Annotated in this window: 26 protein-coding genes and 1 riboswitch; of the genes, 10 read left to right on the forward strand and 16 right to left on the reverse strand. The window is 67.4% G+C overall.

Annotated elements, in window-relative coordinates; translation table 11 throughout:
* The first annotated feature begins 57 nt into the window (after positions 1-57).
* Both N802_RS07850 and N802_RS07855 read left to right on the forward strand, forming a co-directional pair.
* Positions 58-960, forward strand: a complete 903-nt coding sequence (locus N802_RS07850) for a phosphotransferase family protein (RefSeq protein ID WP_245613860.1) — start codon at positions 58-60, stop codon at positions 958-960.
* Positions 953-1,300 carry a hypothetical protein gene (locus N802_RS07855; RefSeq protein WP_035914327.1) on the forward strand — a complete coding sequence of 116 codons (348 nt, stop codon included), beginning with the start codon at positions 953-955 and terminating at the stop codon, positions 1,298-1,300. Before N802_RS07850 ends, N802_RS07855 begins: the two co-directional genes overlap by 8 nt.
* A gap of 126 nt (positions 1,301-1,426) precedes the next feature.
* Here N802_RS07855 and N802_RS07860 read toward each other — a convergent pair whose 3' ends face one another.
* Genes N802_RS07860 through N802_RS07870 form a run of 3 tightly spaced genes read right to left on the reverse strand, consistent with a single transcriptional unit; the run spans position 1,427 to position 2,819 of the window.
* Positions 1,427-1,939, reverse strand: a complete 513-nt coding sequence (locus N802_RS07860; RefSeq protein ID WP_035914329.1) for a putative immunity protein — start codon at positions 1,937-1,939, stop codon at positions 1,427-1,429.
* 6 nt (positions 1,940-1,945) lie between these two features.
* Positions 1,946-2,356 carry a VOC family protein gene (locus N802_RS07865; protein ID WP_035914331.1) on the reverse strand — a complete coding sequence of 137 codons (411 nt, stop codon included), beginning with the start codon at positions 2,354-2,356 and terminating at the stop codon, positions 1,946-1,948.
* A gap of 10 nt (positions 2,357-2,366) precedes the next feature.
* Positions 2,367-2,819, reverse strand: a complete 453-nt coding sequence (locus tag N802_RS07870) for a helix-turn-helix transcriptional regulator (protein ID WP_245613861.1) — start codon at positions 2,817-2,819, stop codon at positions 2,367-2,369.
* A 75-nt stretch (positions 2,820-2,894) separates the two neighbouring features.
* A riboswitch (guanidine-III (ykkC-III) riboswitch) is annotated at positions 2,895-2,960 on the forward strand.
* 13 nt (positions 2,961-2,973) lie between these two features.
* Between N802_RS07870 and N802_RS07875 the strand changes: the two genes are divergently transcribed.
* On the forward strand, positions 2,974-3,288 hold the full coding sequence (locus N802_RS07875) for a DMT family transporter (protein WP_035914334.1): 315 nt from the start codon (positions 2,974-2,976) through the stop codon (positions 3,286-3,288).
* Here N802_RS07875 and N802_RS07880 read toward each other — a convergent pair.
* Positions 3,278-3,613 (reverse strand): single-stranded DNA-binding protein, encoded by a 336-nt coding sequence (locus N802_RS07880; RefSeq protein ID WP_035914528.1) that lies wholly within the window; start codon positions 3,611-3,613, stop codon positions 3,278-3,280. The two genes, N802_RS07875 and N802_RS07880, sit on opposite strands and share 11 nt — an antisense overlap.
* 209 nt (positions 3,614-3,822) lie before the next feature.
* Here N802_RS07880 and N802_RS19380 point away from each other — a divergent pair, with 209 nt between their 5' ends.
* The 4 genes from N802_RS19380 to N802_RS07900 all read left to right on the forward strand — a co-directional run bounded on the left by N802_RS19380 (position 3,823) and on the right by N802_RS07900 (position 8,208).
* The gene (locus N802_RS19380) at positions 3,823-4,566 is read left to right on the forward strand and encodes an SGNH/GDSL hydrolase family protein (protein WP_052109585.1); all 744 of its coding nucleotides are present in this window, start codon (positions 3,823-3,825) and stop codon (positions 4,564-4,566) included.
* A gap of 93 nt (positions 4,567-4,659) precedes the next feature.
* Complete coding sequence (locus tag N802_RS19385; RefSeq protein WP_156971321.1) at positions 4,660-6,171, forward strand: D-alanyl-D-alanine carboxypeptidase family protein; 1,512 nt, start codon at positions 4,660-4,662, stop codon at positions 6,169-6,171.
* A gap of 49 nt (positions 6,172-6,220) precedes the next feature.
* The gene (locus N802_RS07895; protein ID WP_052109588.1) at positions 6,221-7,606 is read left to right on the forward strand and encodes an MFS transporter; all 1,386 of its coding nucleotides are present in this window, start codon (positions 6,221-6,223) and stop codon (positions 7,604-7,606) included.
* Positions 7,607-7,845: 239 nt separating this feature from the next.
* The gene (locus N802_RS07900) at positions 7,846-8,208 is read left to right on the forward strand and encodes an RNA polymerase-binding protein RbpA (RefSeq protein ID WP_035914336.1); all 363 of its coding nucleotides are present in this window, start codon (positions 7,846-7,848) and stop codon (positions 8,206-8,208) included.
* A gap of 129 nt (positions 8,209-8,337) precedes the next feature.
* On the opposite strand, the gene N802_RS07905 is transcribed toward N802_RS07900, so the two are convergent.
* From N802_RS07905 to kdd, 9 genes are all read right to left on the reverse strand, one after another.
* Positions 8,338-8,835, reverse strand: coding sequence for an FxsA family protein (locus N802_RS07905; protein WP_245613862.1), 498 nt, complete (start codon positions 8,833-8,835; stop codon positions 8,338-8,340).
* On the reverse strand, positions 8,832-9,605 hold the full coding sequence (locus N802_RS07910) for a polyprenol monophosphomannose synthase (protein WP_035914338.1): 774 nt from the start codon (positions 9,603-9,605) through the stop codon (positions 8,832-8,834). The genes N802_RS07905 and N802_RS07910 overlap by 4 nt, the downstream gene beginning before the upstream one ends.
* Positions 9,598-11,190 carry an apolipoprotein N-acyltransferase gene (gene lnt, locus N802_RS07915; protein WP_035914539.1) on the reverse strand — a complete coding sequence of 531 codons (1,593 nt, stop codon included), beginning with the start codon at positions 11,188-11,190 and terminating at the stop codon, positions 9,598-9,600. The genes N802_RS07910 and lnt overlap by 8 nt, the downstream gene beginning before the upstream one ends.
* A 23-nt stretch (positions 11,191-11,213) precedes the next feature.
* Positions 11,214-11,609: a 3-aminobutyryl-CoA ammonia lyase gene (gene kal / locus N802_RS07920; RefSeq protein WP_035914340.1), complete on the reverse strand. Its 396-nt coding sequence runs from the start codon at positions 11,607-11,609 to the stop codon at positions 11,214-11,216.
* Positions 11,610-11,613: 4 nt separating this feature from the next.
* Positions 11,614-12,414, reverse strand: a complete 801-nt coding sequence (kamE, locus tag N802_RS07925; RefSeq protein ID WP_035914343.1) for a lysine 5,6-aminomutase subunit beta — start codon at positions 12,412-12,414, stop codon at positions 11,614-11,616.
* On the reverse strand, positions 12,411-14,000 hold the full coding sequence (gene kamD / locus N802_RS07930) for a lysine 5,6-aminomutase subunit alpha (protein ID WP_035914347.1): 1,590 nt from the start codon (positions 13,998-14,000) through the stop codon (positions 12,411-12,413). Before kamD ends, kamE begins: the two co-directional genes overlap by 4 nt.
* Positions 14,001-14,078: 78 nt before the next feature.
* Complete coding sequence (locus N802_RS07935) at positions 14,079-15,134, reverse strand: hypothetical protein (RefSeq protein ID WP_035914349.1); 1,056 nt, start codon at positions 15,132-15,134, stop codon at positions 14,079-14,081.
* A complete protein-coding gene (locus N802_RS07940; RefSeq protein ID WP_084072006.1) occupies positions 15,131-15,739 on the reverse strand; it encodes an RNA polymerase sigma factor in 609 nt (202 codons plus the stop codon). Before N802_RS07940 ends, N802_RS07935 begins: the two co-directional genes overlap by 4 nt.
* 146 nt (positions 15,740-15,885) lie before the next feature.
* Positions 15,886-16,986, reverse strand: coding sequence for an L-erythro-3,5-diaminohexanoate dehydrogenase (gene kdd / locus N802_RS07945; protein WP_245613863.1), 1,101 nt, complete (start codon positions 16,984-16,986; stop codon positions 15,886-15,888).
* Between the two features lie 86 nt (positions 16,987-17,072).
* Between kdd and N802_RS07950 the strand changes: the two genes are divergently transcribed.
* Positions 17,073-18,518, forward strand: a complete 1,446-nt coding sequence (locus tag N802_RS07950) for a KamA family radical SAM protein (RefSeq protein WP_035914351.1) — start codon at positions 17,073-17,075, stop codon at positions 18,516-18,518.
* A 32-nt stretch (positions 18,519-18,550) separates the two neighbouring features.
* Positions 18,551-19,045, forward strand: a complete 495-nt coding sequence (gene ybaK / locus N802_RS07955) for a Cys-tRNA(Pro) deacylase (RefSeq protein ID WP_035914353.1) — start codon at positions 18,551-18,553, stop codon at positions 19,043-19,045.
* 10 nt (positions 19,046-19,055) lie between these two features.
* On the opposite strand, the gene N802_RS07960 is transcribed toward ybaK, so the two are convergent.
* From N802_RS07960 to N802_RS07970, 3 genes are all read right to left on the reverse strand, one after another.
* On the reverse strand, positions 19,056-19,478 hold the full coding sequence (locus tag N802_RS07960; protein WP_035914357.1) for a hypothetical protein: 423 nt from the start codon (positions 19,476-19,478) through the stop codon (positions 19,056-19,058).
* 134 nt (positions 19,479-19,612) lie between these two features.
* Entirely contained in the window at positions 19,613-21,394 is a 1,782-nt protein-coding gene (locus N802_RS07965) for an HNH endonuclease signature motif containing protein (RefSeq protein ID WP_035914360.1), read from the reverse strand.
* A gap of 258 nt (positions 21,395-21,652) precedes the next feature.
* Positions 21,653-22,075, reverse strand: coding sequence for an Lrp/AsnC family transcriptional regulator (locus N802_RS07970; protein ID WP_035914364.1), 423 nt, complete (start codon positions 22,073-22,075; stop codon positions 21,653-21,655).
* Between the two features lie 38 nt (positions 22,076-22,113).
* Here N802_RS07970 and N802_RS07975 point away from each other — a divergent pair, with 38 nt between their 5' ends.
* Positions 22,114-22,473, forward strand: coding sequence for a hypothetical protein (locus tag N802_RS07975; protein WP_035914368.1), 360 nt, complete (start codon positions 22,114-22,116; stop codon positions 22,471-22,473).
* Positions 22,474-22,685 lie beyond the last annotated feature (212 nt).

The raw sequence follows: 22,685 nt of genomic DNA on the forward strand, positions 1-22,685 counted from the left end.
CTCGCACGAACGGTGTGACGGGTGCGGGTACATCCGCCCGTGCTGTGAGGGTGCGCCTTGCCCGATTCCGTGAGGCACGACGAGGATCTGATCGCTCGACTGACGGCGGAGCAGCGAGCTGTTGTGGGGGAGTGGCTCCCCGAAGTCGTTGCCCTCAAGGACCACAGTTGGGGTTTGACGGGAACGATCGTCCTTGAGGCGCTGTCCGGAGGTGGGCGCGTCATCATCAAGGCCTGCGACGCCACGGACGGGCACTTCGCACGTGAGCTGCGAGCCCACCGGGAGTGGCTGGGCCCGTGGGTCGCGGCCGATCGGGCTCCACGGCTTCGTCACGTGGACGAGGAGGTGCGTTTGCTCGTGACCGACTTCGTGCCAGGCGATCTCGTGCAGGGGAGTGGTGCCGAGTTCGAACCGGACACCTATCGGCAGGCAGGCGCCCTGCTGGCCGCTCTCCACGAACAGCACGTCGTCACGGACGAGGACTACTGGGAGCAGGAGCAGGAGGCGGCTCTGGCATGGCTGGACAAGGAGCACCGGATCCAACCCGATGTGGAGGCTCGGTTGCGCGCGATCGTCGAAGCGTGGCCGACGCCTGCCAGCGAGCTGGTCCCGACGCATGGCGACTGGCAGCCGCGCAACTGGGTCATCAGCGATGGGACAGTGTCGGCGATCGACTTCGGGCGGGCCGCGCTGCGACCGGCGTTCACCGACTTCGCCAGGCTTGCCGCACAACAGTTTCGGGGGAACCGTGACCTTGAGGCCGGCTTCATCGAGGGCTACGGCTCAGACCCGCGACTCGATGACGGCTGGCAGCGCCAGCGACTCCGAGAGGCCATCGGCACAGCGGTGTGGGCCCACCTCAAGGGCGACGTCACCTTCGAGCAACAGGGACATCGCATGATCGAGGAGGCACTGGCGGACGAGGAGGCACTGGCGGACGTGGAGGCAGCGCATGGGTGACCGGGACGACTTCGAGGCCAACCAATTGCGCGTGAGCGCCCTGGCCATCAACGTCGACGTGCCAGATGCGTTGCAGTGGAAGGACTCGCGTCGAGGCGAGGAGTACGTCCTGACGACCCTGAACATCCGGCTCCTTCCCAGTGGGCACGTGGCTGCCAAGGCCTATGGGCGTCCGGTTGCTGGCGGGCGCGGTGGTTACACGTCATTCCGGGTTCCGGACCGGTCCGAGCTGGCAGGCCTCATTGATGCGGCTGCGACGCGGGCTGGTGAACTCTGGACCCACCACAAGGGTCTCGATGCCGCGCCTCGGAACCTCCCGGACTCGGCCGAAGACCAGTGATGTCAGTCGGCGCAATGCCGGGCGGTCGTAGCCACCCCGAGGTTCCGGCGGGGGACCAGGGGTGGCGGGCCGGACGTCATGGCGACTGCACTTACTTGACATAATGTTGATTATCGGCGTTCCAATTCAAGCAAAGACGGACCAGCAGATGTCGTTGCGCCGCCGCTGATCGTCGAGGACGAGCGCACGGATCTCGTCGGGCAGCTGCTCACGTTGCCAGTCCCGCTCGAGTCGCCCGAGGCGCCCACTGTCGTCACCGCGAGCCGTCGCCATCACGGCTTTGATCGCGTATGCCGCACCGCCCAGATCGTGTTCTGCAACGTGCGGCACGCATGCCGCCTGACCTGCCGCGTATGCCGCAAACCTGGCTGCGCCCGTCAGGTTCCGTGCCGCTCCCATGGCGTGCCCGCCCGCAGCTCGGGCCGTCATCATGGCGACGTGGCCGCCGGTCCACGCGCGCACGTGCTCGATCGCCGCGCGGGGTCGTCCATCCTCCGGACAGGTCGATTCGAACAGGTGTAGGACGTGCTCGGCGCACATGGCGGCCCACAGGGCAATGAGTCTGTGATCGACGTCCGTGAGCGTGCCGCCGCGACGAATCGTCACGAGGCGTGGATCACGAACCTCCGGCAGAATCACGCGGTATCACGACGCCTGATTGATCCTCACGTGATTACCGGCCGGATCGCGGAAGGCGCAGTCCCGCACACCCCAGGGCTGGTCGGTCGGCTCCTGAGTCACCTCGGCCCCCGTGGCCTGCGCTTTGTCGAACGTCTCCTCAAGCCGCGGTGTGGTCAGCACGATCGTGGCGAACGTTCCCTTGGCCATCATCTGGGCGATCGTGTTGCGCTCGTCCTCGGTGATGCCCGGGTCGGCGGCAGGCGGATGGAGGACGATCGACGGTGAGGAGGTCCCCGCTGGCGCGATCGTGACCCACCGCATCGTGCCCTCGCCGACGACGTTGAGCACTTCGAAACCAAGCGCCTCGCAGTAGAACGCCATCGAGGCGTCAGGGTCCGTGTGCGGAAGGAACGTGTGCTGAATGGCGATGTCCATGAGGCTGACGTTAGTTCTGCGCCGGCGGTCGTGCTTCTCGATTCCTGATCGGTCTGGTGACCGCCTTGGTGACACACGAGGGAAGTTCGCCGTCCGACTCCCCCGCGCGCCGTCGATACGTGCTTGGTGGCATTCCCACGAGTTCGGCGAAGCGTGTGCTGAACGTGCCCAGGGATGAGAAGCCCACGGCGAAACACACGTCCGTCACGCTCATGTCCCCCCGTCGGAACAACGCCATCGCCCGCTCGATGCGTCGCGTCATGAGATAGCTGTAGGGCGACTCTCCGTACGCCGCCTTGAACGACCGGCTCAAATGTCCGGAAGACATGTGCACGTCACGGGCCAGGGCTTCAACGTCCAGTGGCTGCGCGAACTCACGGTCCATCCGATCCCGAACGCGCCGTAGCAGGGCGAGGTCCCGCAAGCGGTCCGCGGAGACGGACGATGTGGTCGGTTCGGTCACGCCCCGATTCTGCACTGCGGGATGAGTCCGCGCGAGAGCGGTTTGTTGCCCCTGCCCGTGTGTGACACCCTTGCGGCAGAACCCGATTCGGGTTCCCGGACGATGGGTGCCGTACCCGGCGACGCGACAAGACGGCCCACAGGAGTGATTCGTCATGGCATGGATCGTGCTGACGATTTCCGGAGTTCTGGAGGCCGTGTGGGCCACCGCCCTGGGTCGATCAGAGGGTTTCACCCGGGTCGGGCCAACCGTGACTTTCGCGGTGGCGCTCGTGCTCAGCATGCTCGGTCTCGGATACGCGATGAGGGAGCTCCCCATCGGCACGGCGTATGCCGTGTGGGTCGGGATCGGTGCGGTCGGCACAGTGGGTTGGGCCATGGCGACGGGCCAGGAGCCGGCGTCCTTGGTGAGGATCCTGCTCGTCGGGATGATCGTCGCGGGTGTCGTGGGGCTCAAGGTCACCCACTGACCCGCTGACGGGTCAGCTTGGACACTTCCACCTCGTATCGGGAGGCGGCTCCACCTGGCGTACGGAAGAACCTCCGTCGCAACGCTCCCGAGACGTGAACGTGGTCCCCGTCCGATAGCCGACTCGCGGAGCGACGCGCCTGTGAGGACCAGCACGCGAGGTCGATGGTGTCGACGGGACCACCGGCCGGCCTCGGCACGACGAGGCGAAGAGTGACGAGGTCGTCTCCACTCGGTAGGACTCGCGCCTCGGGGGTGCCGCTGACCCGCCCCGAGAGGTGCACGCTGTTCACCGGGTGACCACGTTCTGGATTCTGAGTCGGCATCGCCCGCACTCCCCTGTCCGTATTTCGCGTTCTGGCTCCATGTCGATGGTCAGCCTGCGCCCGCACCTGATCCTGAGGCCAGCCCCAGACGCCCACCTGTGGACAACCACCGGCATCGGCACGGGCCTGTGGACGGCGGATGCGCGGGAATCCCCGGCGGCGGCGCGTCTGCGATCCGGCCGCGGTCCGTGCCGTGGAACACTGCCCCCATGAACCGTCGTCTCGAGAACGGCGCCCTGGCCGGGCTCCTCGTCCTGACGCTGGTCCTCGTCGGGTTCTCCCTACGCAGCCGGGATGCGACCTCGGACGCCCCGCCAGCGGCCCCCCGCCAGTCCGCGAGCGGCTCCCCCACCGCTTCGCCGTCACGCCCGGCTGCCGGAGGCAGTGTGGTCTTCTTGGGCGACTCTGTCGCCGAAGGCAAGAGCGCCACGGCCCAGAACAAGCGCTGGACGGCTCTGGTCGCCACCCACCTGGGACTCACGGAGGTGAACCTCGGACACGCACGAACCGGCTATCTGCGGGCCGGACCCGATGGTTCGTGCGGTGACCGGGCCTGCCCCAACTTCCAGAACTCCGTGCAGGCAGTCGTCGAGGCCAAGCCGACCACCGTGGTCGTGAGCGGCGGTGGGAACGACACTGGGATGGGCGAGCAGGAGGTAGCCGCCGCTGTGTCCAACACCCTCACGTCCCTTCGTGCGGCCCTCCCGGAGGCCACGATCTACGTCGTGAACCCTTGGTGGGACCTCCGCCCGGTCCCCGACGACCTCGCGCCGCTCACGGAGACCGTCCAAGAGGCATCCAAGAAGGCCACTGCGACCTTCCTGGACACCCAGCAGCCGCTCGTGGGCCAGCCCGACCTCATGGTCGACGGAAGCACCAATCCCAACGATGCCGGCCATTCGGCTCTCGCCCGAGCGGTCATAGCGTCGATCGGACAAACCCCTTCTGGCTGACAGGGCTTCCTCCTGCCTCTACTGTGAAGTGAGAACACCGGGTCATGCCCGGTCCTGCAGGGGGCGCAGGATGCGCCCGAAGGATGGACGACGATGCAACGGAGACGTCTGCCGCACTTTGCGGCGGGGATGGCCGCATCTGCGGCTGCCGTTGCGCTGAGCCTGTCGGCGGCGTCCGCTGCGCCGGTCGAGGTGACCGAGCCGGCACCGACGACGGCAGCGACCGAGGCTGAACCCACGAGCCCGACGCCGACGCCCACACCGACTCCGACTCCGACTCCGACACCCAAGAAGACGACCACCGTAACGCGGACTCCCACGCCGACCCCGACGCCCACAACCGCGTCGCCGAGCGCCACGCCGACCCCGGCGAAACCGGGAGCCACCACTCCCCCGTCGAAGCCCAAGCCGGCGCCGGCCCCCACCAAGCCGTGGCAGCCGCCACGTCCCGAGTCCCATGATGGGCCACGCTCCTTCGACCCGGATGTCACGCTGAGCACGTCGCAGTTGGCCACCCAGATCGCTGCAGCTGACCAGCTCTGGGCCAAGATCGCCGCCTCGAACACCGTGCTCGCCACGGCGCTCAAGGACCTGCAGGCCATGGCGACGCAGTCGAACGCACTCCTTGAGTCGCTCACCGAGGCGCGGGCCGCGGAGCAGGCAGCTACGACGTCTGCGGCCCAGGCGAAGGTCGAGTTGGGTGTCATCCAGGGCCGACTCGACCGCTCCCGCGCCATGGTTCGCGAGTGGGCATTCCAGGCGTACTCGGAGGGTGGCACGGGCGGCGAGATGCTCTCGGTCCTCGATGCGATGCGCGCCGAGGAGGCCGAGGTGGGCGACCCGCTGGGTGACCTCTCCTACCTCACGGACCAGCGTGTCCGATCCGTCGACGAGGTCCGGACCTTGGCGGCCCGGCAGAAGGTTCTCACCGAGAGCCGAGCCGAGGCCCAGAAGGCGGCGACCCGCGCTGCTGCCACGATCGTGACGGAGAAGGCCAAGCTCGACGTCCTCGTCAAGGCCCAGCAGGCCAAGTTGAGCGCGGTCCAGAAGGCCAACTCGGCCGAGATCGCCAAGGCCGGGCCGGTGGTCCAGTACCTCGTGGGGATCCGGACACCCGAGGCCAAGGCGGCCTACGCCAAGTTGACCAAGGTGCTCAGCACGCCCACTGTCAAGGCGGGAATCGGCAAGCCCTGCAGCAACGCGACTCCGAAGTTCCCCAACGGGATGTACCCCGCCAGCGCGCTCTGCCCGCTGTGGCAGGCGCCCGGCGAGAACTTGGCTCCACGAGCCGCGGCCGCGTTCAACGCCATGAGCCAGGCCTACGCCCGACAGACCGGCAGCCCGATCTGCGTCAACGATTCGTACCGTTCGCTCAGCCGCCAGTACGTGACCAAGGCGAAGCGTGGACGATTCGCTGCGCGCCCAGGGACCAGCCGTCACGGTCTGGGGATGGCGCTGGACCTGTGCGGTGGAATCAACAACTTCGGCTCGCCTGCTCACCTCTGGATGAAGCAGAACGCCCCCCTCTACGGCTGGTTCCACCCCAGCTGGGCAGGCCCTGGCGGCGCGACACCGGAACCGTGGCACTGGGAGTTCGCAGGCTGAGTAGGCATACTCGCCCCCTCGGTCCGGTCGGTGTGCGACAGTTCGGCACATGACGATGCAGTCGGCAGCCTCGGTGGCAGAGGACTACGAGACCAACGCCCAATACCAACGGCCGTGGTACTGGTACGACTGGGCCAACTCGGCCTTCGTGACCACGACTGCCACCGTTCTTTTCGGGCCCTACCTCACCGCCATTGCCACTGAGGCGGCCTGCCCGGGACTCGCCGACGGTGCCGACTGCACCACCGACCTCAACGTCCTGGGCGTGCCGATCGACCCGGGCTCCCTCCACCCCTACACGGTCGCTCTCTCCACGTTCGTCGGGGCGCTCCTTCTCATCTTCGTCGGAGCCATCGCCGACCGCACGAAGCACCCCGCCCGTCTGATGGCGCTCTTCGCCGCAATCGGGGCCACTGCTGCCGCATCGATGTTCTTCGTCGAGGGCACGAACTGGGGGCTGGGCGTGGTCCTGCTCATGGTTGCGAGCATTGCCCTGGGCGCCTCCTTGGTGGTCTACGACGCCATTCTTGTGCGCATCGCCCACCCTGACGACCGCGACAAGGTGTCCTCACGAGGATGGGCTCTGGGCTACCTCGGCGGCGGTCTGCTGCTGGCGGTGAACTTCCTCATGCTGAGCAACGCGGACTCGTTCGGGGGGACGGGGCAGGCCGTCCGGATCAGCATGCTGATGGCGGGCCTGTGGTGGGGCCTCTTCTCCCTCATCCCGATCCTGGGCATGTGGCAGATGCGCGGGGTCGAGCGACCTGTGGTTGCTGCCAAGGCCGGCGTCGTCGGGGGCACCTTCCGCCAGCTCCGGGACACCTTCCGGCACCTTCGGGCGCTCCCGCAGACCCTGCTCTTCCTCGTCGCCTACATGTTCTTCAACGACGGCATCCAGACCGTCATCGGGCAGTCGAGCCTCTATGGCACGGCCGAGCTCGGCTTCTCCGAGACCACGATGCTGACACTGTTCCTCATGGTGCAGTTCGTGGCCTTCGGCGGCGCCCTGATCTTCGGTCAGATCGCGAGGCGAATCGGCGCTTGGCGGACCGTTTTGGGCGGCATCACGATGTGGCTGCTCGTGATCGTCGCGGCGTTCTTCGTCCCGGAGAGGGCCCTCGCGGCACTCTTCGCCCTGGGCGTCGGCATCGGTCTGGTCATGGGTGGAACTCAGGCCCTGAGTCGCTCAATGTATTCGCAGCTCGTCCCGCGCGACCGTGAGGCTGAGTTCTTCAGCCTCTACCAGGCCCTCGAGCGCGGTACGAGCTGGTTCGGGGCCGTCATTTTCGGTGTGGTGCACCAGGTCACCGACTCCTACCGTCCCGCGATCCTCGCGTTGATGGTGTTCTTCGTGGTCGGTGGTCTCCTGCTGGCGAAGGTCGACATGCGTCGTGGGATTCAGGAGGCAGGCAACGAGGTGCCGACTGTTGTCTGAGTCACACCCCCGTGTGCAGGCGCCATGTTCGATGTGCGCCAGCCGTCCCGATTCCGCTATCCTGATGTGTCGCGCCGTCAGGGCGTGAAACCAGTCACAGGGGGACGCGCCCCGCTCGGGGCATCGGCGAGGTTATCGCCTGCGCTCGGAACAACGGACGTTCTCCGGTCGTTCCACCCTGTGACACCCGGCATCCGCACCGATCCGCCGGGATCCACGAATTCGTTGGGAGTTACCCCATGGCAGAACGCAGCCTGCGCGGCAGCCGTCTCGGCGCCCTCAGCATGGAGACGGATGAGAACGTCGTCCCGAGCGAGCGGCAGATCACGACCTACCTGTGCCCCCAGGGTCACAAGATCGAGTTGCCGTTCTCGATCGAGGCCGAGATCCCGGCGGTGTGGGAATGCCGCTGTGGCGAAGAGGCCAAGCTCCAGGGTGGTGGCCCCGAGCCCGAGCAGAAGCCGGTGAAGCCGGCTCGCACGCACTGGGACATGCTCCTTGAGCGCCGCTCGATCCCCGAGCTGGAGGAGCTCCTCGAGGAACGGCTCACCCTCCTGCGTGCCTCGCGCGGTGAGAAGCCGGGCAAGAAGAAGTCCGCCTGATCGCTCCGCTCCCCCACAAGCACTTTCACGTATGCCGTGTGCCTCGGGCACACGGCATACGTGCGTTTGAGGGCTAGTCCGGACCGAAGCCGGCCGCCCACGCCCGGACCAACGCCGGGACGTTCACGATCAGTCGACGACCTCGCCGCGGATGGTGCCCTGAGCACCCGGTGAGGTCGGCCCATCTCCCCCCGGGAATGGCACCCGGACCAGGACCCGACTGGCGATGAATGCCTCGAGCACTTGGCGAGCGAAAACGCGGGTGAAGGGCAGGACGAAAAAGAGGCCGATGAGATCGCTCACGAAACCAGGGAGCAGGAGGAACGCGCCACCGATGAGGACGAGCGCGCCGTCCGCAATCTCGTGGCTGGGCATCCGACCCGTCTGCGATGCCTCGCGCAGAGCCTTCCAGGTGCGAGCTCCTTCGCGACGCATGAGCCAGGTGCCCAGCACTGTGAGCGTCAGGAGCGCCAAGAGCGTCCACGCCACACCGATGGTCTTTCCCACGGCCACCAGCACGGCGATCTCGATGATCGGCGCCACGACGAGGCCGATCAGGACGAAGTTCAGCCAGCGCGGGCGTCGCTGACGTCGGGCGTACGGGGTGGAGCCGATCGGGTGGTTCACAACTTGTGCCAACGAGTGCGACCCGCCAGCCGTTCCCTCAGCTGCGCGCCCCGGCGCTGCACTCCCCAGACGGTGATCCGTCCCAAGGACTCGCGCACGATGTCGCCATCCATCTTCGATTCACCGATCTCGCGCTCGACAAAGGTGATTGGCACCTCGACGACGGTGAGCTCGGCGAAGACCGCCCGACGCGTGAGGTCGACCTGGAAGCAGTACCCGGCCGACTCCACACTTCCGAGGTCGAGTGCCCTCAGGGCCGCTGCACGGTAGACCCGGAAGCCCGCAGTCGCATCGTTGACATGCATGCCGAGCAGCAGCCGCGTGTAGAGGTTGCCGCCGACACTGAGCACCTTGCGGTGGGTCGGCCAATTGATGACTTCGCCCCCCTTCACCCAACGGGATCCGATGACGACATCGGCGTCTCGGGCGGCATCGAGCAGGAGGTGCAGGTCCTCGGGACGGTGCGATCCGTCCGCGTCCATCTCGACGACCGCGTCGTACCCCTGGTCGAGCGCCCAGGCAAAGCCATGGAGGTATGCCGCCCCCAGCCCTTCCTTGCCGGTGCGGTGAAGGACGTGGATCTGGTCGTCCGCGGCCGCAAGTTCGTCGGCCACTGCACCCGTGCCGTCGGGCGAGTTGTCGTCGAGGACGCAGATGTCGACCTCGGGCACGGCGCGCCTCACGCGATCGACGATCATCGGCAGGTTTTCGCGCTCGTTGTACGTCGGGATGAGCACGACAACGCGATCGAGGGCTGGACGCTCAGTCAAGGATGTCCTTCGTGGGTCGCGCCGAAACAGGTCGATCGACCCTATCCAATCGACCCCCGGCAACGGCTCCAATGAGGAGAGCGATGAGCGCCACAACGGCGAGACGCTCGGGCCACGGGCCAAGCCAGTCAGACACCGTTCGATCCGTGCGGATCGTGAGCGAACCGATGCCCTGTTCAGCCGTGAAGAGACCGGTCTTCCCGGTGACTGAACCGTCGGGTGCGATGAAGCCCGACACCCCCACGGTCGACACGTGAGCAATCGAGCGACCGTGCTCGATGGCCCTGATTCGAGAGATGGCGAACTGCTGCTCCGACTCGGCCGTGAATCCGAAGGTGGCGTTGTTCGTCTGGACCAGGAGGACGCTGGCCTCCTTGCCCGGCTGGGTCACGGACTCGCGCATCAGGCCGTCATACGCCACCTCGAAGCAGATCGTCGGCAGTGCCCAATACGCTCCCGAGGGTGCGTCGATCCGGAAAGCGCCGAGTTCCGTGCCCTTGGCGAAGTCCCGAGTGACGAGGTCGACCTTGTCGCTGAAGTTCCGGAAGAAGTCGCGGTACGGGATGTATTCCGCGAACGGCACGGGGTGGTTCTTGACATAACGTTCGGGCTCTCCTCCCCCGGGCCGATACAGAAGCGACGCGTTGGAGATGTTGGGATCCGGCTCCTGGAGCACGGCCCCCACGATGACGGGCACACCCACGGAGCTGACCGCGCGCTGCACTTGGGCCCCCGCGTCCGCGTTGCGAAGCGGGTCGATGTCCGAGGAGTTCTCGGGCCAGACGACCAGGCTGAGCGGTTCCAGCACGCGCTCCCCCAGACCCTCCTCGACCCGTGCCGCAATGGCCTCGGTCCCCCGAACGTGGTTGTCGAGCACCATCCGGCGCTCGGCGTTGAATTCCAGACCGGGCCGTGGCACGTTGCCCTGGACCATGGCGACGGTGACCTGCCGCCCCTCGGTCGAGGGCGTAGAGGCGGCCGGCAGGGCGAGAAGAACCGCAATCCCCACAGCAGAAGGGAGGATCGCCAGACGGTTGAGCTGACTTTCGACGCAGGCCATCAGGAGGAGCATCCCGATGAACGCCACAGCAAAGCTCACCCCTGGCGCGCCAAGCCATTGCGCGACATTGCGGAGAGGGCTGTCAGCCTGGCTGAAGGCCAACCTCGCCCAAGGGAAGCCGCCGAAGGGGGTATTGCTTCGGGCAAACTCTTGGGCCACCCAGGCAAGCGGAACCACCAGGTACGCCGTCCGTGGCCGCTTGTGCCGCCACCTCTGGGTCAGGTAGCCGACGACCGCACACATGGCGCCGAAGTACAGCGCCTCGAGGGTCGCAAGGGCGAACCACGGCACTTTGCCGACGTAGATCCCCGACCACGACAGCACCGGGACGAAGAACGCCCACCCGGCCAGCATGCCCAGGCCGAACCCGCGCCGACCGCCCACGTCGTAGGTAACCACCCCGAGTAAGCCCACCGCGATGGGGGCGAGCCACCAGAGGTTGTGGTCGGGAAAGGCCAACCAGAGCAACAGGCCGGCGGCGACCGCGAGAAGGGCGCGGACGGCATACGGGATTCGCGGTGGCACGGTGCCACCGTAGGTCACCGACCTCAGCGCGGTGGCACCACCACGACACCGCGTGCCGTCGTGGCGACCACAGGCGGATTGAGGACGTCTGCTGCGGACTCCCCGCGCTCGGGGTTGCCGCGCGCGACGACGCGCACGGCAAACTCCATCTCGCGGCTGCGCGTACCCACCCGGACAAGGGTCGCCTCGATCTCGATGCAGTCTCCGGCGCGCACTGGTGCGAGGAACTGCACGTCGCTGTAGGACGCGAAGAGCCCCTCGTCGCCGTCGGTGATGATGCACATCTCGGTCGCAACGTCGCCGAACGCGGCCAACGAGTAGGCGCCGTCGACGAGGTTGCCGGCGTAGTGCGCGTGGCTGTAGGGAACGTAATGGCGGTGGGTGACCTTCTGACCGACGGTCGCGGTGGGCTCGCTCATGTGGTCATGCTCCCTTGGTCTGGTGCGCGGTGGCACGAGGCGCGACGAGCGCGTGGACGAGATAGCTCGCGACCTCGCCGGGCGTCGTCCCGCGACCGAAGATGCGGTCGACGCCGAGCGATCCCGCCGAGCCCTCCTCGAACCGCGGACCGCCGACGACGAGGTGCGGCACCTTGCCTGCCGGGAACGCTTCGCGGAAGGCCGCCGACATCGCGGTCGTGTTGTGGATGTGGGCGTCGCGCTGGGTGACGACCTGGCTCACGAGCACGGCGTCGGCCTTCTCGGCGCGGGCGCGCTCGACGAGGTCGGGGACGAGGACCTGGGCGCCGAGGTTCACGACCTTGATCTCGCGGTGGTACTCGAGGCCCTTCTCCCCCGCGAAGCCCTTGATGTTGAGGATCGCGTCGATGCCGACGGTGTGGGCGTCGGTGCCGATGCATGCCCCGACGACGACGAGCTTGCGGCGCAGGTGGCGCTTGATTGCCGTGTTGATCTCCTTGCCGGAGAGCAGCGGGAACTCCCGCTCGACGACCTCGACGAGGCCGGGTTCGACGAGGTGCTTCACCGAGCCGTAGACGACGAAGAAGGTGAATCCGTCGCCGATCGGCTTGCTGTGCACCACGATGGCCGGCTCGATGCCCATCTTGCCGGCGAGCTGGAGGGCTGCCCCCTCGGCACGCTTGCCGCCAGGCATGGGAAGGGTGAAGGACACCTGCACCATGCCGTCACCGGTCTGGTCGCCGTAGGGACGAATGACCTTCGGAATCTCCGTGACCTCCGGCAACGGCTGCTTCACAGGGCTCATCGGGTGGCTCCCGTCTCGAGGAGGTCGATCGCTGGGTTGACGAAGCCGTCGGCCCGCTCGACGACACCGTCGAGACCCTTGCCGGCGGTGGCGGGGCGCTTCATCTCACCGAAGGTGCCGTCGGCGATGGCCTCGAGCAGTGGCGCCTTGCCCGGCTCGGCGGCGATTTCCTCGAGCAGGTCGATGGCCTCGCCGAGGACGTGGCGCGCTCGCGTCTGGATGAAGCCGTCACGCGGCGGGTGGAAGTCCTCGGTGAGGCCACCGGCTGCGTTGAGCACGTAGCGGACGTTCTGGAGAGCGATGTCGCGGTCGGAGATCCACGGCGTGACCACGGCCTCGGTCATCATGCCGACGAGGAGGATGCCCTGGCCGGTGAGCGTCCCGACGAGGTTGAAGAAGCCGTCGAGCAGATTGCCGCGGAAGACGTCGCCGGTCATGTGCTTCGTCGGAGGCATCCACTTGAGCGGTGCGTCGGGGAAAAGCGTGCGCGCCAGAAGCGCGTGGGCCAGTTCCATCCGGAACGAGTCCTGCAGGTCGGGGTTGATCTCGAAGGCGTGCCCCAGCCCGAGCTGCCAGTCCTCAAGGCCGGCCTCCTTGGCGAAGTACTCGTTGAGCAACTGGCTCACCGTCACCGTGTGCGCCGCTTCGACCGCGTCGCTCGTGGTGAGGTAGTTGTCCTCGCCGGTGTTGATGATGATCCCGGCGCGCGCGTGGATCTGGCGGCTGAACCGCTGGTCGACGAACGTGCGGATCGGGTTGATGTCGCGGAAGAGGATGCCGTACATCGAGTCGTTGAGCATCATGTCGAGCCGCTCGAGTCCGGCGAGGGTGGCGATCTCGGGCATGCACAGCCCGGACGCGTAGTTCGTCAGGCGGATGTAGCGGCCGAGCTCCTTGCTCGTCTCGTCGAGCGCCGCCCGCATGAGCCGGAAGTTCTCCTGGGTGGCGTAGGTGCCGGCGTATCCCTCGCGCGTCGCGCCCTCGGGCACGTAGTCGAGGAGGCTCTGCCCGGTGGAGCGGATGACGGCGATGACGTCGGCACCTTCTCGGGCGGCAGCCTGCGCCTGGGGAATGTCCTCGTAGATGTCGCCGGTGGCGACGATGAGATAGATCCACGGGCGCTGCTTCGGGTCACCGTGGCGCTTGATCAGCCGGTCACGCTGGGCTCGCTGCTTGTCGATGCTCCGTATGCCGGCCGCCACCGTCGTGCGCGCCTGCTTGGCTGCCGCTGTGGCGTCCTTTCCTCCGGGGATCCGGAAGTCGACCGAGCGGCTGCTGGACTTCTGGGCCAGGGTCAGCAGGTCGGGTGCGACCCCTCGGCGAAGGGCGTCCCAGACGGGCAGGGCCACGCCGTGCTCCAGGCCTGACGTCTCGCGCACGGCGTCGACGAGGTGGTTGACCCATGGGACGCGATCGTGGTCTGCGCCAGCGAGGCCTGCAAGGCGCAGCGTTGCGCGCTCGACCGACACGGTCGTGTGGCGGGAGGCGATGTCGACGACCGGCTTGCCAACCTTGCGGGCGAGGGAGCGGGCCCGTCGGACGTCTGCCTTGTCGAGTTCGAGGAGGGGCTTGGTACGCGAAGACACGCGGCAAATCTAGCAGTGAGAGGGAGGACTTCCGGCCCAGCACACGCTGGACCGGAAATCCTCCCTCGTGGGCGCGAGTCAGTTAATGCCTATCGGCTTCTTCACGCAGTCGGGGCTGTTGGGGATGGCGTCAGGACCGTTGCATCGAGTCATCCACTTCGTGCGAGCGGCCTCCTGCCGGCGGGCCTGATCGGCCAGACCAGGCGGCATGGCGGCGACGACCTCTCGGCGCGTGATCACTGATCTGTAGTTCGTTTCGCCACGGGAGGTTTGTGCCTCTTCCAGCAAATTGGCCGTAGTGGAAGCGAAAAGCATCACTTTGGTCTCATCCTTGCGAATCGAGTCGTCCGCAAACTCAACGCGAACCACCCGCTGACCCGCCACGGACACCTTTGCTGCGGTGACTTCGGGCAAACTCGCCAGCACCTCCAGAGACGCGGCTCGCACCCTTGGCGGAAGATCCCCGGCTCGCGACAACGCTGCGATCGCCTCGAAAACGGCCTCGTTCTGAGAACTCGATCCCTGAACACGGCGCCGCAGGAACGCTTCAAGGGCGTTGGCGTCGGTTGGGAGTTCGAGGGTGGAGACCGACTGGGGCAGGTGGAGGGCATTACCATCCTGGGCCCCAAGGTCCTCAAGGACAACGCGGCCGCTAGGCGGGCTGGTGCGCCGCCACAAGTGACCGTCCGAGCTCATCCAACTCTCCCTGGTGAGCGGCGCATCCCCCGCCGAGCCAGGCGGCAGCCCATCCGGGTTCTCAACGGTGACCAGATGGAGGAAGTGCCCCGCGGGGATGACCACCGGGTCCGCATTTTCCGCAATCGAAATCAACGGTGTGATCGCGGCGGTGGCGGACGTTGACCCACGTCCAAGGAGCGCCGGGGCGACGATAGCCACGAACGCCATGGCTGCTGCCACGCCGCCCAGGGCGGCCCAGCGACGAGTGGTGCGCCGACGCGGTGACAGCCGGGACACGTATGCCTGCTTGCCGTCGCTCTCGGCGAGCCGCTGCATGGTCGCGAGAGCGCCTTCGGAGCGGGTGCTCGACCATGTCGTGTCCAGCGAGGCGTCGGTGGGGCGGGCCGTGGTCAAGAGGTCGAGCGGGTCGCGGGAATCGTGGTCGGTGGTGTTCATGACATCTCCTGGGCAAGTCGAGTGGTGGCGCGAACGGACCCCTCCGCCGGTTCGTGGTGCGTCTGGATGGGTTCCGTGCTGTGCAGATCCTGTGCGGCGAGAGCGGCTCGGAGTCGGGTCCGGGCGCGGTGCAGGCGCACGGTGAAGGCCCTTGTCGAGCAGTCGGCGATCGCCGCTGCCTGCTCGGGGGTGAGCCCGTCCCACGCAGTCAGCAGGAGGGCCTCGCGCTCGGCCCTGGTGCAGGACTCGAGCGCGCCGATCATGGCCTCGCGTTCGATGAGCGACTGGTCAGCCGATGGGCTCGTCGCGGTCCACCCCTGCCGGACCGCGGCGAACCAGAGATCGTCCGCACGTCGGTTCGTGCGTCGCTGGTTGGCGATGACGTTGCGCGCGACCACGAGCAACCACGGCAATGGCTCCTCCGGCACTTGGTCCGGTCGCCTCCACGCGACGAGAAAGGTCTCCGAGACGACATCGTCGCAGTGACTCTCCTCGACATGTCGCCGCGCGTAGGCGTAGACGCGAGCTGCGTGTTGGCGGAACAACGCGGCAGTCCGCTCAGGGATCTGCCCCGGCGGCTCATCGTGTTCTGTCGTGGTGGTCATGCCCTTGTATGTCCGCCCAAGTCCCCCGATCACGCCCACAACCGAGATTCTTGCGTCTCAGGCTCCCTCGCGGGGCCGGACCTCGTGGCTGACGAGGTCCGAAGCCTCGCCGTCGCTACAGCGCACCCGGTGAAGTCGAGCTGACGTCAGTCCTCTAGCCGACTCTCGAAGAGTTCGCGCACTGCCGCGTTCCCGCGCAGAAGTTCCAGTGCGTATGCCGCGTGGCCCGGCACGTAGCCGTTGCCCACGAGCATGGTCACGTCGGCGGCCAGCCCCTCGGCACCGAGGGCAGCGGCCGCGAAGTTCGTCGCCATGGAGAAGAAGATGACCGTGCCACCGTCGGCGGTTGTCAGGATTGCCGGCTGCTCGCAGCCGGTGACATCGACGCAGACGACGGTGAGGTCTGCGGGACCACCCGCCGACTGAACGGCCTCGGCGAGCCCGAGTGGGTTTCGCGCGTCAGCGACCACCACGTGAGTGGCCAAGCCGGTCCCTTCGAGCAGTGAGGCCTCCGACGCATCACGAACGACCGCCACCCGACGGGTTGCACCAGCGTCTGCCGCTGCCGCCAAGGACAACGACCCCGACTTGCCCGCCCCTCCGAGCACGACGACAGACGGGCCGTCCTTGGACGGGGAGTCGACATCGGAAGGCGAACGGCCGGCATACCCCTTGATGGTCCGTGACACGAGCGCAGGTGCGCCGCAGACGTCCATGACCATGAGCGCGAGCTCAGGCGCCAGGTCGTCGGGGAGCTTGGCCGCGATCGACCGACCGAACAGGATGGCGTGCCCCGCGGCGGGTATGCGCTCCCCCTGGCCGTCCCATCGCTCGAGCCCGTCACTGATCTCAAGCGGCGTGAGGGACAGGGACACGAGGGTCGCAACGCGATCGCCGACGGCGAGTCCCAGGGGCGACTCGGGGCCGACCTCGGCAACGGTGCCGATGAGCATGCCGCCACTGCCCGTCACGGGGTTCTGCATCTTGCCGCGCTCCCCCACGATCGCCAGGACCTCGTCGCGGATCGCGGCTCCGTCGCCGGCGTGCTTGTCGTGCAGTTGGCGATAGGACGCTGCGTCGAGGTTCAAGGTCTCGATGTCGATGCGCACCTCGTCCGGCCAGATCTGCGGACGGGGGTCGAGCACACGCGCCGCTTGGGGCAGGGACTCCCCGGCCGGCTCGAGGACACGGTGAACGCCGAAGGGTGAGGACGGGCCGGACACGGGTGACACGGTCGACGCGAGCACGAAAGTTCTCCTGTCCTGCGACACGCAACGATAAATATTGCGGCACAAGTGTGACGAATGAGTGATCTGTCCGTATCCTCGCAGATATGACGACGAACATCGAGCAGCCCTACGTGTACCGGCGCACGGAGCTCATCGAGCCCGACTGGACCCGCTACCCGGGGTGGCGCGACGTGACCCGCGCCGACTGGGAGTCCGCCCAGTGGCAGCGCGCCCACTGCGTCAAGAACATCGCGCAGCTCCGCGAGCTCATGGGCGACCTGCTCACGGACGAGTTCTATGCCGACCTCGAGCGCGACCAGGCCGAGCGCGCCACGATGTCGATGCTGGTGCCGCCGCAGATGGTCAACACGATGGTCCCGTCGACGTCCGAGCCGATGCCAGCCGCTGGCATCGACTTCACCGAAGCATTCATGGCCGACCCGGTGCGCCACTACATGCTCCCGGTGTTCAGTGACCGTCGGACGGACTGGGCGTCACACCCGTTCTCTGCTCGCGACAGCCTTCACGAGCATGACATGTGGGCTGTCGAGGGTCTGACGCACCGCTACCCCACCAAGGTCCTCGCCGAGATGCTGCCGACGTGTCCGCAGTACTGCGGCCACTGCACCCGCATGGACCTCGTGGGCAACTCGACCCCGCAGATCGTCAAGCTCAAGCTGGCCGGCAAGCCGGTCGACCGCCACGCGGCGATGCTGGACTACCTCCAGCGCACCCCGCAGGTCCGCGATGTCGTCGTCTCGGGTGGCGACGTCGCCAACATGCCGTGGAAGAACCTCGAGGGCTTCCTGGACAAGTTGCTGCGCATCGACAACATTCGTGACATCCGTCTCGCGACGAAGGCCCTCATGGGTCTCCCCCAGCACTGGCTCCAGCCCGACGTCGTCGAGGGCGTCGCTCGCGTGTCTGCCCTGGCGCGCTCGCGCGGGGTCTCCCTCGCGATCCACACGCACGTCAACCACGCCAACTCGGTCACGCCGCTCGTGGCGGACGCGGCCAAGGCAATGCTCGAGGCAGGTGTTCGTGACGTCCGCAACCAGGGCGTCCTGATGCGCGGGATCAATGACTCGAGCGAGAGCCTGCTCGACCTGTGCTTCGCGCTTCAGGACGAGGCCATGATCACGCCGTACTACTTCTACATGTGCGACATGATCCCGTTCTCGGAGCACTGGCGACTCGCCCTCCACGAGGCGCAGCACCTGCAGCACTCGATCATGGGATACCTCCCCGGTTTCGCGACGCCGCGCATCGTCTGCGACGTGCCCTTCGTCGGAAAACGCTGGGTGCACCAGGTCGACAGCTATGACCGCGACAAGGGAATGTCCTTCTGGCGCAAGAACTACCGCACCTCGATCGAGGGTGAGGACGCACAGGCGCTCTCCCGCGAGTACGTCTACTACGACCCGATCTATACGCTCCCCGAGTCGGGTCAGGAGTGGTGGCGCACCAACACGGACGTGGACCAGGTGCACGCTGCTGCCCTCGCCGGTGCGGGTGCGAGCCGTGAGGCCTCGGCACGAGACCTCACCTGACGTAGGCGCGCGGACGGCATACTCTTCGCGTCATGGGACGCAAGGACCGCGGTGGCTCCGTCGGCACTCCGGCGACCGCCGCGTTGACCAAGGCCAAGATCCCGTATGCCGTTCGCGCCTATGAGCACGACCCTGCGGCCGAGTCGTTTGGTCTCGAAGCAGCCCAGGCCCTGGGTGTCGAACCCGGACGCGTCTTCAAGACGCTGCTCGTCGACACCGGGGCCGGACTGGCTGTCGGCGTGGTTCCCGTGGACAAGAGCCTAGACCTCAAGGCGCTTGCCTCAGCGTTGGGCGTGAAGAAGGTCGCCATGGCGGATCCCATTGCGGCAGAGCGCAGTTCGGGCTATGTCGTGGGCGGCATCTCCCCCATTGGCCAGAAGCGAGAACTGACGACCGTGGTCGACGTGTCGGCCCATCAGCACAACACCGTGCTCGTCTCGGGCGGGCGTCGCGGACTCGACATCGAGCTCGCGCCGGCCGACCTCGTCACCGTCACGCATGCCACCCAGTCGGCCATCGCCCGCTGAGCGAGAGTCGTCACGACGCCAGCCTGAGATGATCGGGCAACTCGCGAACGGCACTCTCGGAGGCCACGTAGGTCGCGATCAACTCGACCTCCTGGGCGCGGCACACCTCGACCAGCGCCTGATGCAACTCGCGGTCGCCGTCCGTGAATCGGGGTGGACCCGGTCGGCCGAGTGCCGCGACGAGGCCGGGGGGCCTGCCGTGTTCGAAGAGGGCCGTGAGGACCTCGTGCACGTCCGCAGGTCCACGCTCACCCATCTCGGCGATCACGATGGGCTCGCCCATGATGAGGTGAACTTCGTCCAGTGCGAGGAGTGCGAGGCAGCCGGCGAGGCGATCGCGGTAGGAGACCACCAGATCGACCACATCGGCGCGAAGGTCGGGGTCGTCGAGCGGGAGGTCCGGCCAGTTGTTCGGAAGGTTCTCGAAGGTCATGCAGGGATCGTGCCGAAAATCGCCGAAGGCGCCGCAGAGTTATCCACAGCGCACCAGGGGCGGGGCAGAACGCTGACGATCTGAGGTCAGCTCAATCCTCATCAGCAGTGCCCCTGACGAGGGCAAGCGGATGATCAGGCCGGGATGTCCCAGGGCAGGTCGTCGTGGCCGGGCAGCTCGTCGTGGCCGGACAGGTCGTGGAGCCAGTCGGCGCGGCCTGCTGCGAGGTGGTCGGCTTCGAGGTCGGCGACGAGGTCGTCGCTCACGTCATCGGGTGCCGCTGAGACCCACCCCTCGGAGGGTCCAGTGTCCAACCGTGGCCGTGGCCGTCGACGGTGTCCCCGTCCTCCAGTGCCAGCCGCATCGAAGGTGCTGTCGTCGAGGTCGTCGATCCCCTCGCGGGCTCGCCGGAACTGCGCCAACCGGGCGGCGAGTTCGCGGTCGTAGCTGCCCGGGGTCAGATCCCAGGTCACGCACCGCCCCCACTCGTCCGGGGCACCCACGGTGCCGATCAGGCGCTGCTCATGGACCTGCGTGTGATGCCGCTGGCACAACAACGCCGCATTGACTGCGTCCGAGGGGCCCCCGTCGGCCCAATGCACCAGATGATGCGCCTGCGCCCAACTCGAGGGCATGCCACACCCGGGGAAGGTGCACTCCCGGTCCCGGTGCCACAACATCCGCCGCTGACCCCGCGTGAACAACCGGGTCGCCCGCCCCAGATCCAGCACCTCACCCTCAGCCCCGAGCACCACCGGGATCACATCGGCGTCACACGCCAACTGCCGCACCACCGACGGCGCCAACATCGTGCCCTGCACCCGCGACCCCATCACCAAGCCGGCACCCGCTGGCGCGCCCGCACCACCCGCGGGACCTGAACCCTCGGCGGACGCCTCGGCCTGCGCGTCGACACCGGCGCCGAACACCGACCCGCCCGCACCACAGGACTCGCTGGTGGTGTCCCGGGTCAGGCCGGCCAGTCCCGCGAGCAGTTCCGCGAGCGTGATGGACACGTGCACCACCGTGGCCGCACCCCCCGGCGCCGCCGCCCCGGCCGCATCCGCACCGACCGCCTTCCCGAGGACCGCATGCAGTGCCTCGACCCGGCGCTGCCCGGCCGGGCGCAGATCCGCCTCCCCCGTCACCGGGTCCGGCACCGGCTTGCTCAACGGCCCGATCGCGGCCTCGAGCCGGGCCGCCTGCTCCGGCGTCAACCCCATCCGATACTCCGACACGTCCCCGTCGGCGACCTGCGGCGACGACAAGTACGCCCCCGCCCGCAACCGCTTCTGCTTCTCGTCGAACTCGCCCTCGGCCCCGTACTTCGCCAACAACGCCGCCCTCACCCGCCTCGTGTCCCCGGCCCCGAACCGCGACCCGTGATCCAGCATCGCCCCCGCCACCGTCGGGATCGCCTCCGCCACCAGGCGGTCCTTGAGCTTGCCCATCTCCCGCAACGTCGCCAACGCCAACTCCGGCCCCACCTCACCGGTGACGACCCGAGCCCACACCACCCCCTCGGGACGCTCCGGGTCCGCATACACCCCCGCCACCGGACCCCCGTCCACCCACGACCCGGTCGGGGTCGCCGCCGCCGCCTCCTGAGCGAACTGCGCCACCTGCCCCGCACCACCCTGCCGCAACGACGGCGCATGCTCACGCACCCACGCCTGACCCGACCCGACCCCACGACGAGCCGCCGTGAACTCACCGCGCGAGGCCGCCTCCCCCACGACCCGCACCTGCACCGCCCCGACCTGAGCCTTCACCTCATCACTGAGAGTCATCACCTCCGCCAACTCGGCCGCAGACAACGACGCCAACGCCGGCCCGACCCCCGACAGTCCGTCCCGGGCAGCCATCAGGACCGCGCGCAACTGCGCCACCGGCCCCGCCGACTGCTCCATGTCCATACCCCACACCCTATCGAACTCACGTTCGACAATCCTGCTTGTCCACAGCCCAATTCCGGGTGAATTCTCCACTGTCCCAACAGAATTCACGGCAAATGGCACACCTCGAACGCCGACCACGGTCGGTCATCAGAACGCTACCTGCGACCACCGACAATGCACATCACGGGCGACCGCCCCCGCAGTTCAGTCGACCAACGGGATGCCGCACCGACAGCGGGATCGGGGTGGACGGCATACAAACCTTCTTCGGAGCGTCTACTCCCAGGGAGTCGAAAGGACGACCGTCGTCTTCGTCGAGACATTGGCCTTGGCCCTGACGGTCGCCAAGAGCTCTTCGAGTTCGAGTGGCGTGGCAACGCGGACCTTGAGGATGTAGTTCATGTCGCCTGCGACGGAGTGACATGCCTCAACTGCAGCCACGTCACGCAACCGGTCGGGGATGTCGTCCGGAGCAGCAGGGTCCAGAGGGGTGATCGCGATGAAGGCAGTCATCGCGACACCAAGGGCGGCATGGTCGATCCGGGCCGTGTAGCCCTTGATGACACCGCGCTTCTCAAGACGTCGGACTCGCTGGTGCACCGCAGAGGTCGACATGCCCAGGGCACGACCGAGATCGGTGTAACTCATCCGACCATCCGTCGCGAGTTGCTCCACAATCTTGCGGTCCAGGTCCTCCACGACGCCAACCCTAGTCATTTCGGGGCACGATGCAGGACATGTCCACCCACATGCAGGCATCTCGTCGGCCGCGAGGCTCACTCATCGTCCTCGTCTGCCTCGCCCTGCTGTGGGTCGCATGGGCGGCCTGGTACTTCCTCGCACCGGACAGCAACGCGAACGGCCAGTGTGAGGGCCTCGGGTTCGGGTGCACCCTCACACCCCGCGACCTCGCGACATTCGCAGGCACCATCGCCCTCGGACCGATGACGGGGCTCGTTCTGCTTGTGACTGGCGCGGTGCGCATCGTCCGGGTGAGCGCGGGTTCCTGGCGCACGATCTGGGACGTCATCGTCTGGTCTCTGCTGTCGCTCGCCGTTGCCGCTGTCGCGGCGGGGACCCTGGCTGGTGCCTTCTGACGCAGCCCGGTGACCTGGCCACAACTAGGGTGATGGTCATGACGAACGGCCGGCTCCTCTTGCTCGACTCTGCCTCGCTGTAGTGGACCCTTGCGCACATGAGCCCGGGCGGTCATGAGTCGCGCCAGCGCAGTTCGCCGCTCCTGTCGCCCCCACTCCTCAAGACACGGCGACATATCGTTGGACAGAGCCCCGGGGAGTGGTGGGGATTG

Source organism: Knoellia sinensis KCTC 19936 (genome assembly GCF_000768705.1).
Taxonomy (GTDB): Bacteria; Actinomycetota; Actinomycetes; order Actinomycetales; family Dermatophilaceae; genus Knoellia; species Knoellia sinensis.

Excerpts from the sequence above, each read along its gene's own strand:
- N802_RS07975 (WP_035914368.1), top strand. The coding sequence starts at position 22,114 with ATGTCCACCCACATGCAGGCATCTCGTCGGCCGCGAGGCTCACTCATC.
- N802_RS07900 (WP_035914336.1), top strand. The coding sequence starts at position 7,846 with ATGGCAGAACGCAGCCTGCGCGGCAGCCGTCTCGGCGCCCTCAGCATG.
- N802_RS19380 (WP_052109585.1), top strand. The coding sequence starts at position 3,823 with ATGAACCGTCGTCTCGAGAACGGCGCCCTGGCCGGGCTCCTCGTCCTG.
- N802_RS07965 (WP_035914360.1), bottom strand. The coding sequence starts at position 21,394 with ATGGACATGGAGCAGTCGGCGGGGCCGGTGGCGCAGTTGCGCGCGGTC.
- N802_RS07960 (WP_035914357.1), bottom strand. The coding sequence starts at position 19,478 with ATGACCTTCGAGAACCTTCCGAACAACTGGCCGGACCTCCCGCTCGAC.
- N802_RS07880 (WP_035914528.1), bottom strand. The coding sequence starts at position 3,613 with ATGCCGACTCAGAATCCAGAACGTGGTCACCCGGTGAACAGCGTGCAC.
- N802_RS19385 (WP_156971321.1), top strand. The coding sequence starts at position 4,660 with ATGCAACGGAGACGTCTGCCGCACTTTGCGGCGGGGATGGCCGCATCT.
- N802_RS07950 (WP_035914351.1), top strand. The coding sequence starts at position 17,073 with ATGACGACGAACATCGAGCAGCCCTACGTGTACCGGCGCACGGAGCTC.
- kal (WP_035914340.1), bottom strand. The coding sequence starts at position 11,609 with ATGAGCGAGCCCACCGCGACCGTCGGTCAGAAGGTCACCCACCGCCAT.
- kamE (WP_035914343.1), bottom strand. The coding sequence starts at position 12,414 with ATGAGCCCTGTGAAGCAGCCGTTGCCGGAGGTCACGGAGATTCCGAAG.
- N802_RS07875 (WP_035914334.1), top strand. The coding sequence starts at position 2,974 with ATGGCATGGATCGTGCTGACGATTTCCGGAGTTCTGGAGGCCGTGTGG.
- N802_RS07895 (WP_052109588.1), top strand. The coding sequence starts at position 6,221 with ATGACGATGCAGTCGGCAGCCTCGGTGGCAGAGGACTACGAGACCAAC.
- N802_RS07855 (WP_035914327.1), top strand. The coding sequence starts at position 953 with ATGGGTGACCGGGACGACTTCGAGGCCAACCAATTGCGCGTGAGCGCC.
- ybaK (WP_035914353.1), top strand. The coding sequence starts at position 18,551 with ATGGGACGCAAGGACCGCGGTGGCTCCGTCGGCACTCCGGCGACCGCC.
- N802_RS07935 (WP_035914349.1), bottom strand. The coding sequence starts at position 15,134 with ATGAACACCACCGACCACGATTCCCGCGACCCGCTCGACCTCTTGACC.
- N802_RS07865 (WP_035914331.1), bottom strand. The coding sequence starts at position 2,356 with ATGGACATCGCCATTCAGCACACGTTCCTTCCGCACACGGACCCTGAC.
- N802_RS07940 (WP_084072006.1), bottom strand. The coding sequence starts at position 15,739 with ATGACCACCACGACAGAACACGATGAGCCGCCGGGGCAGATCCCTGAG.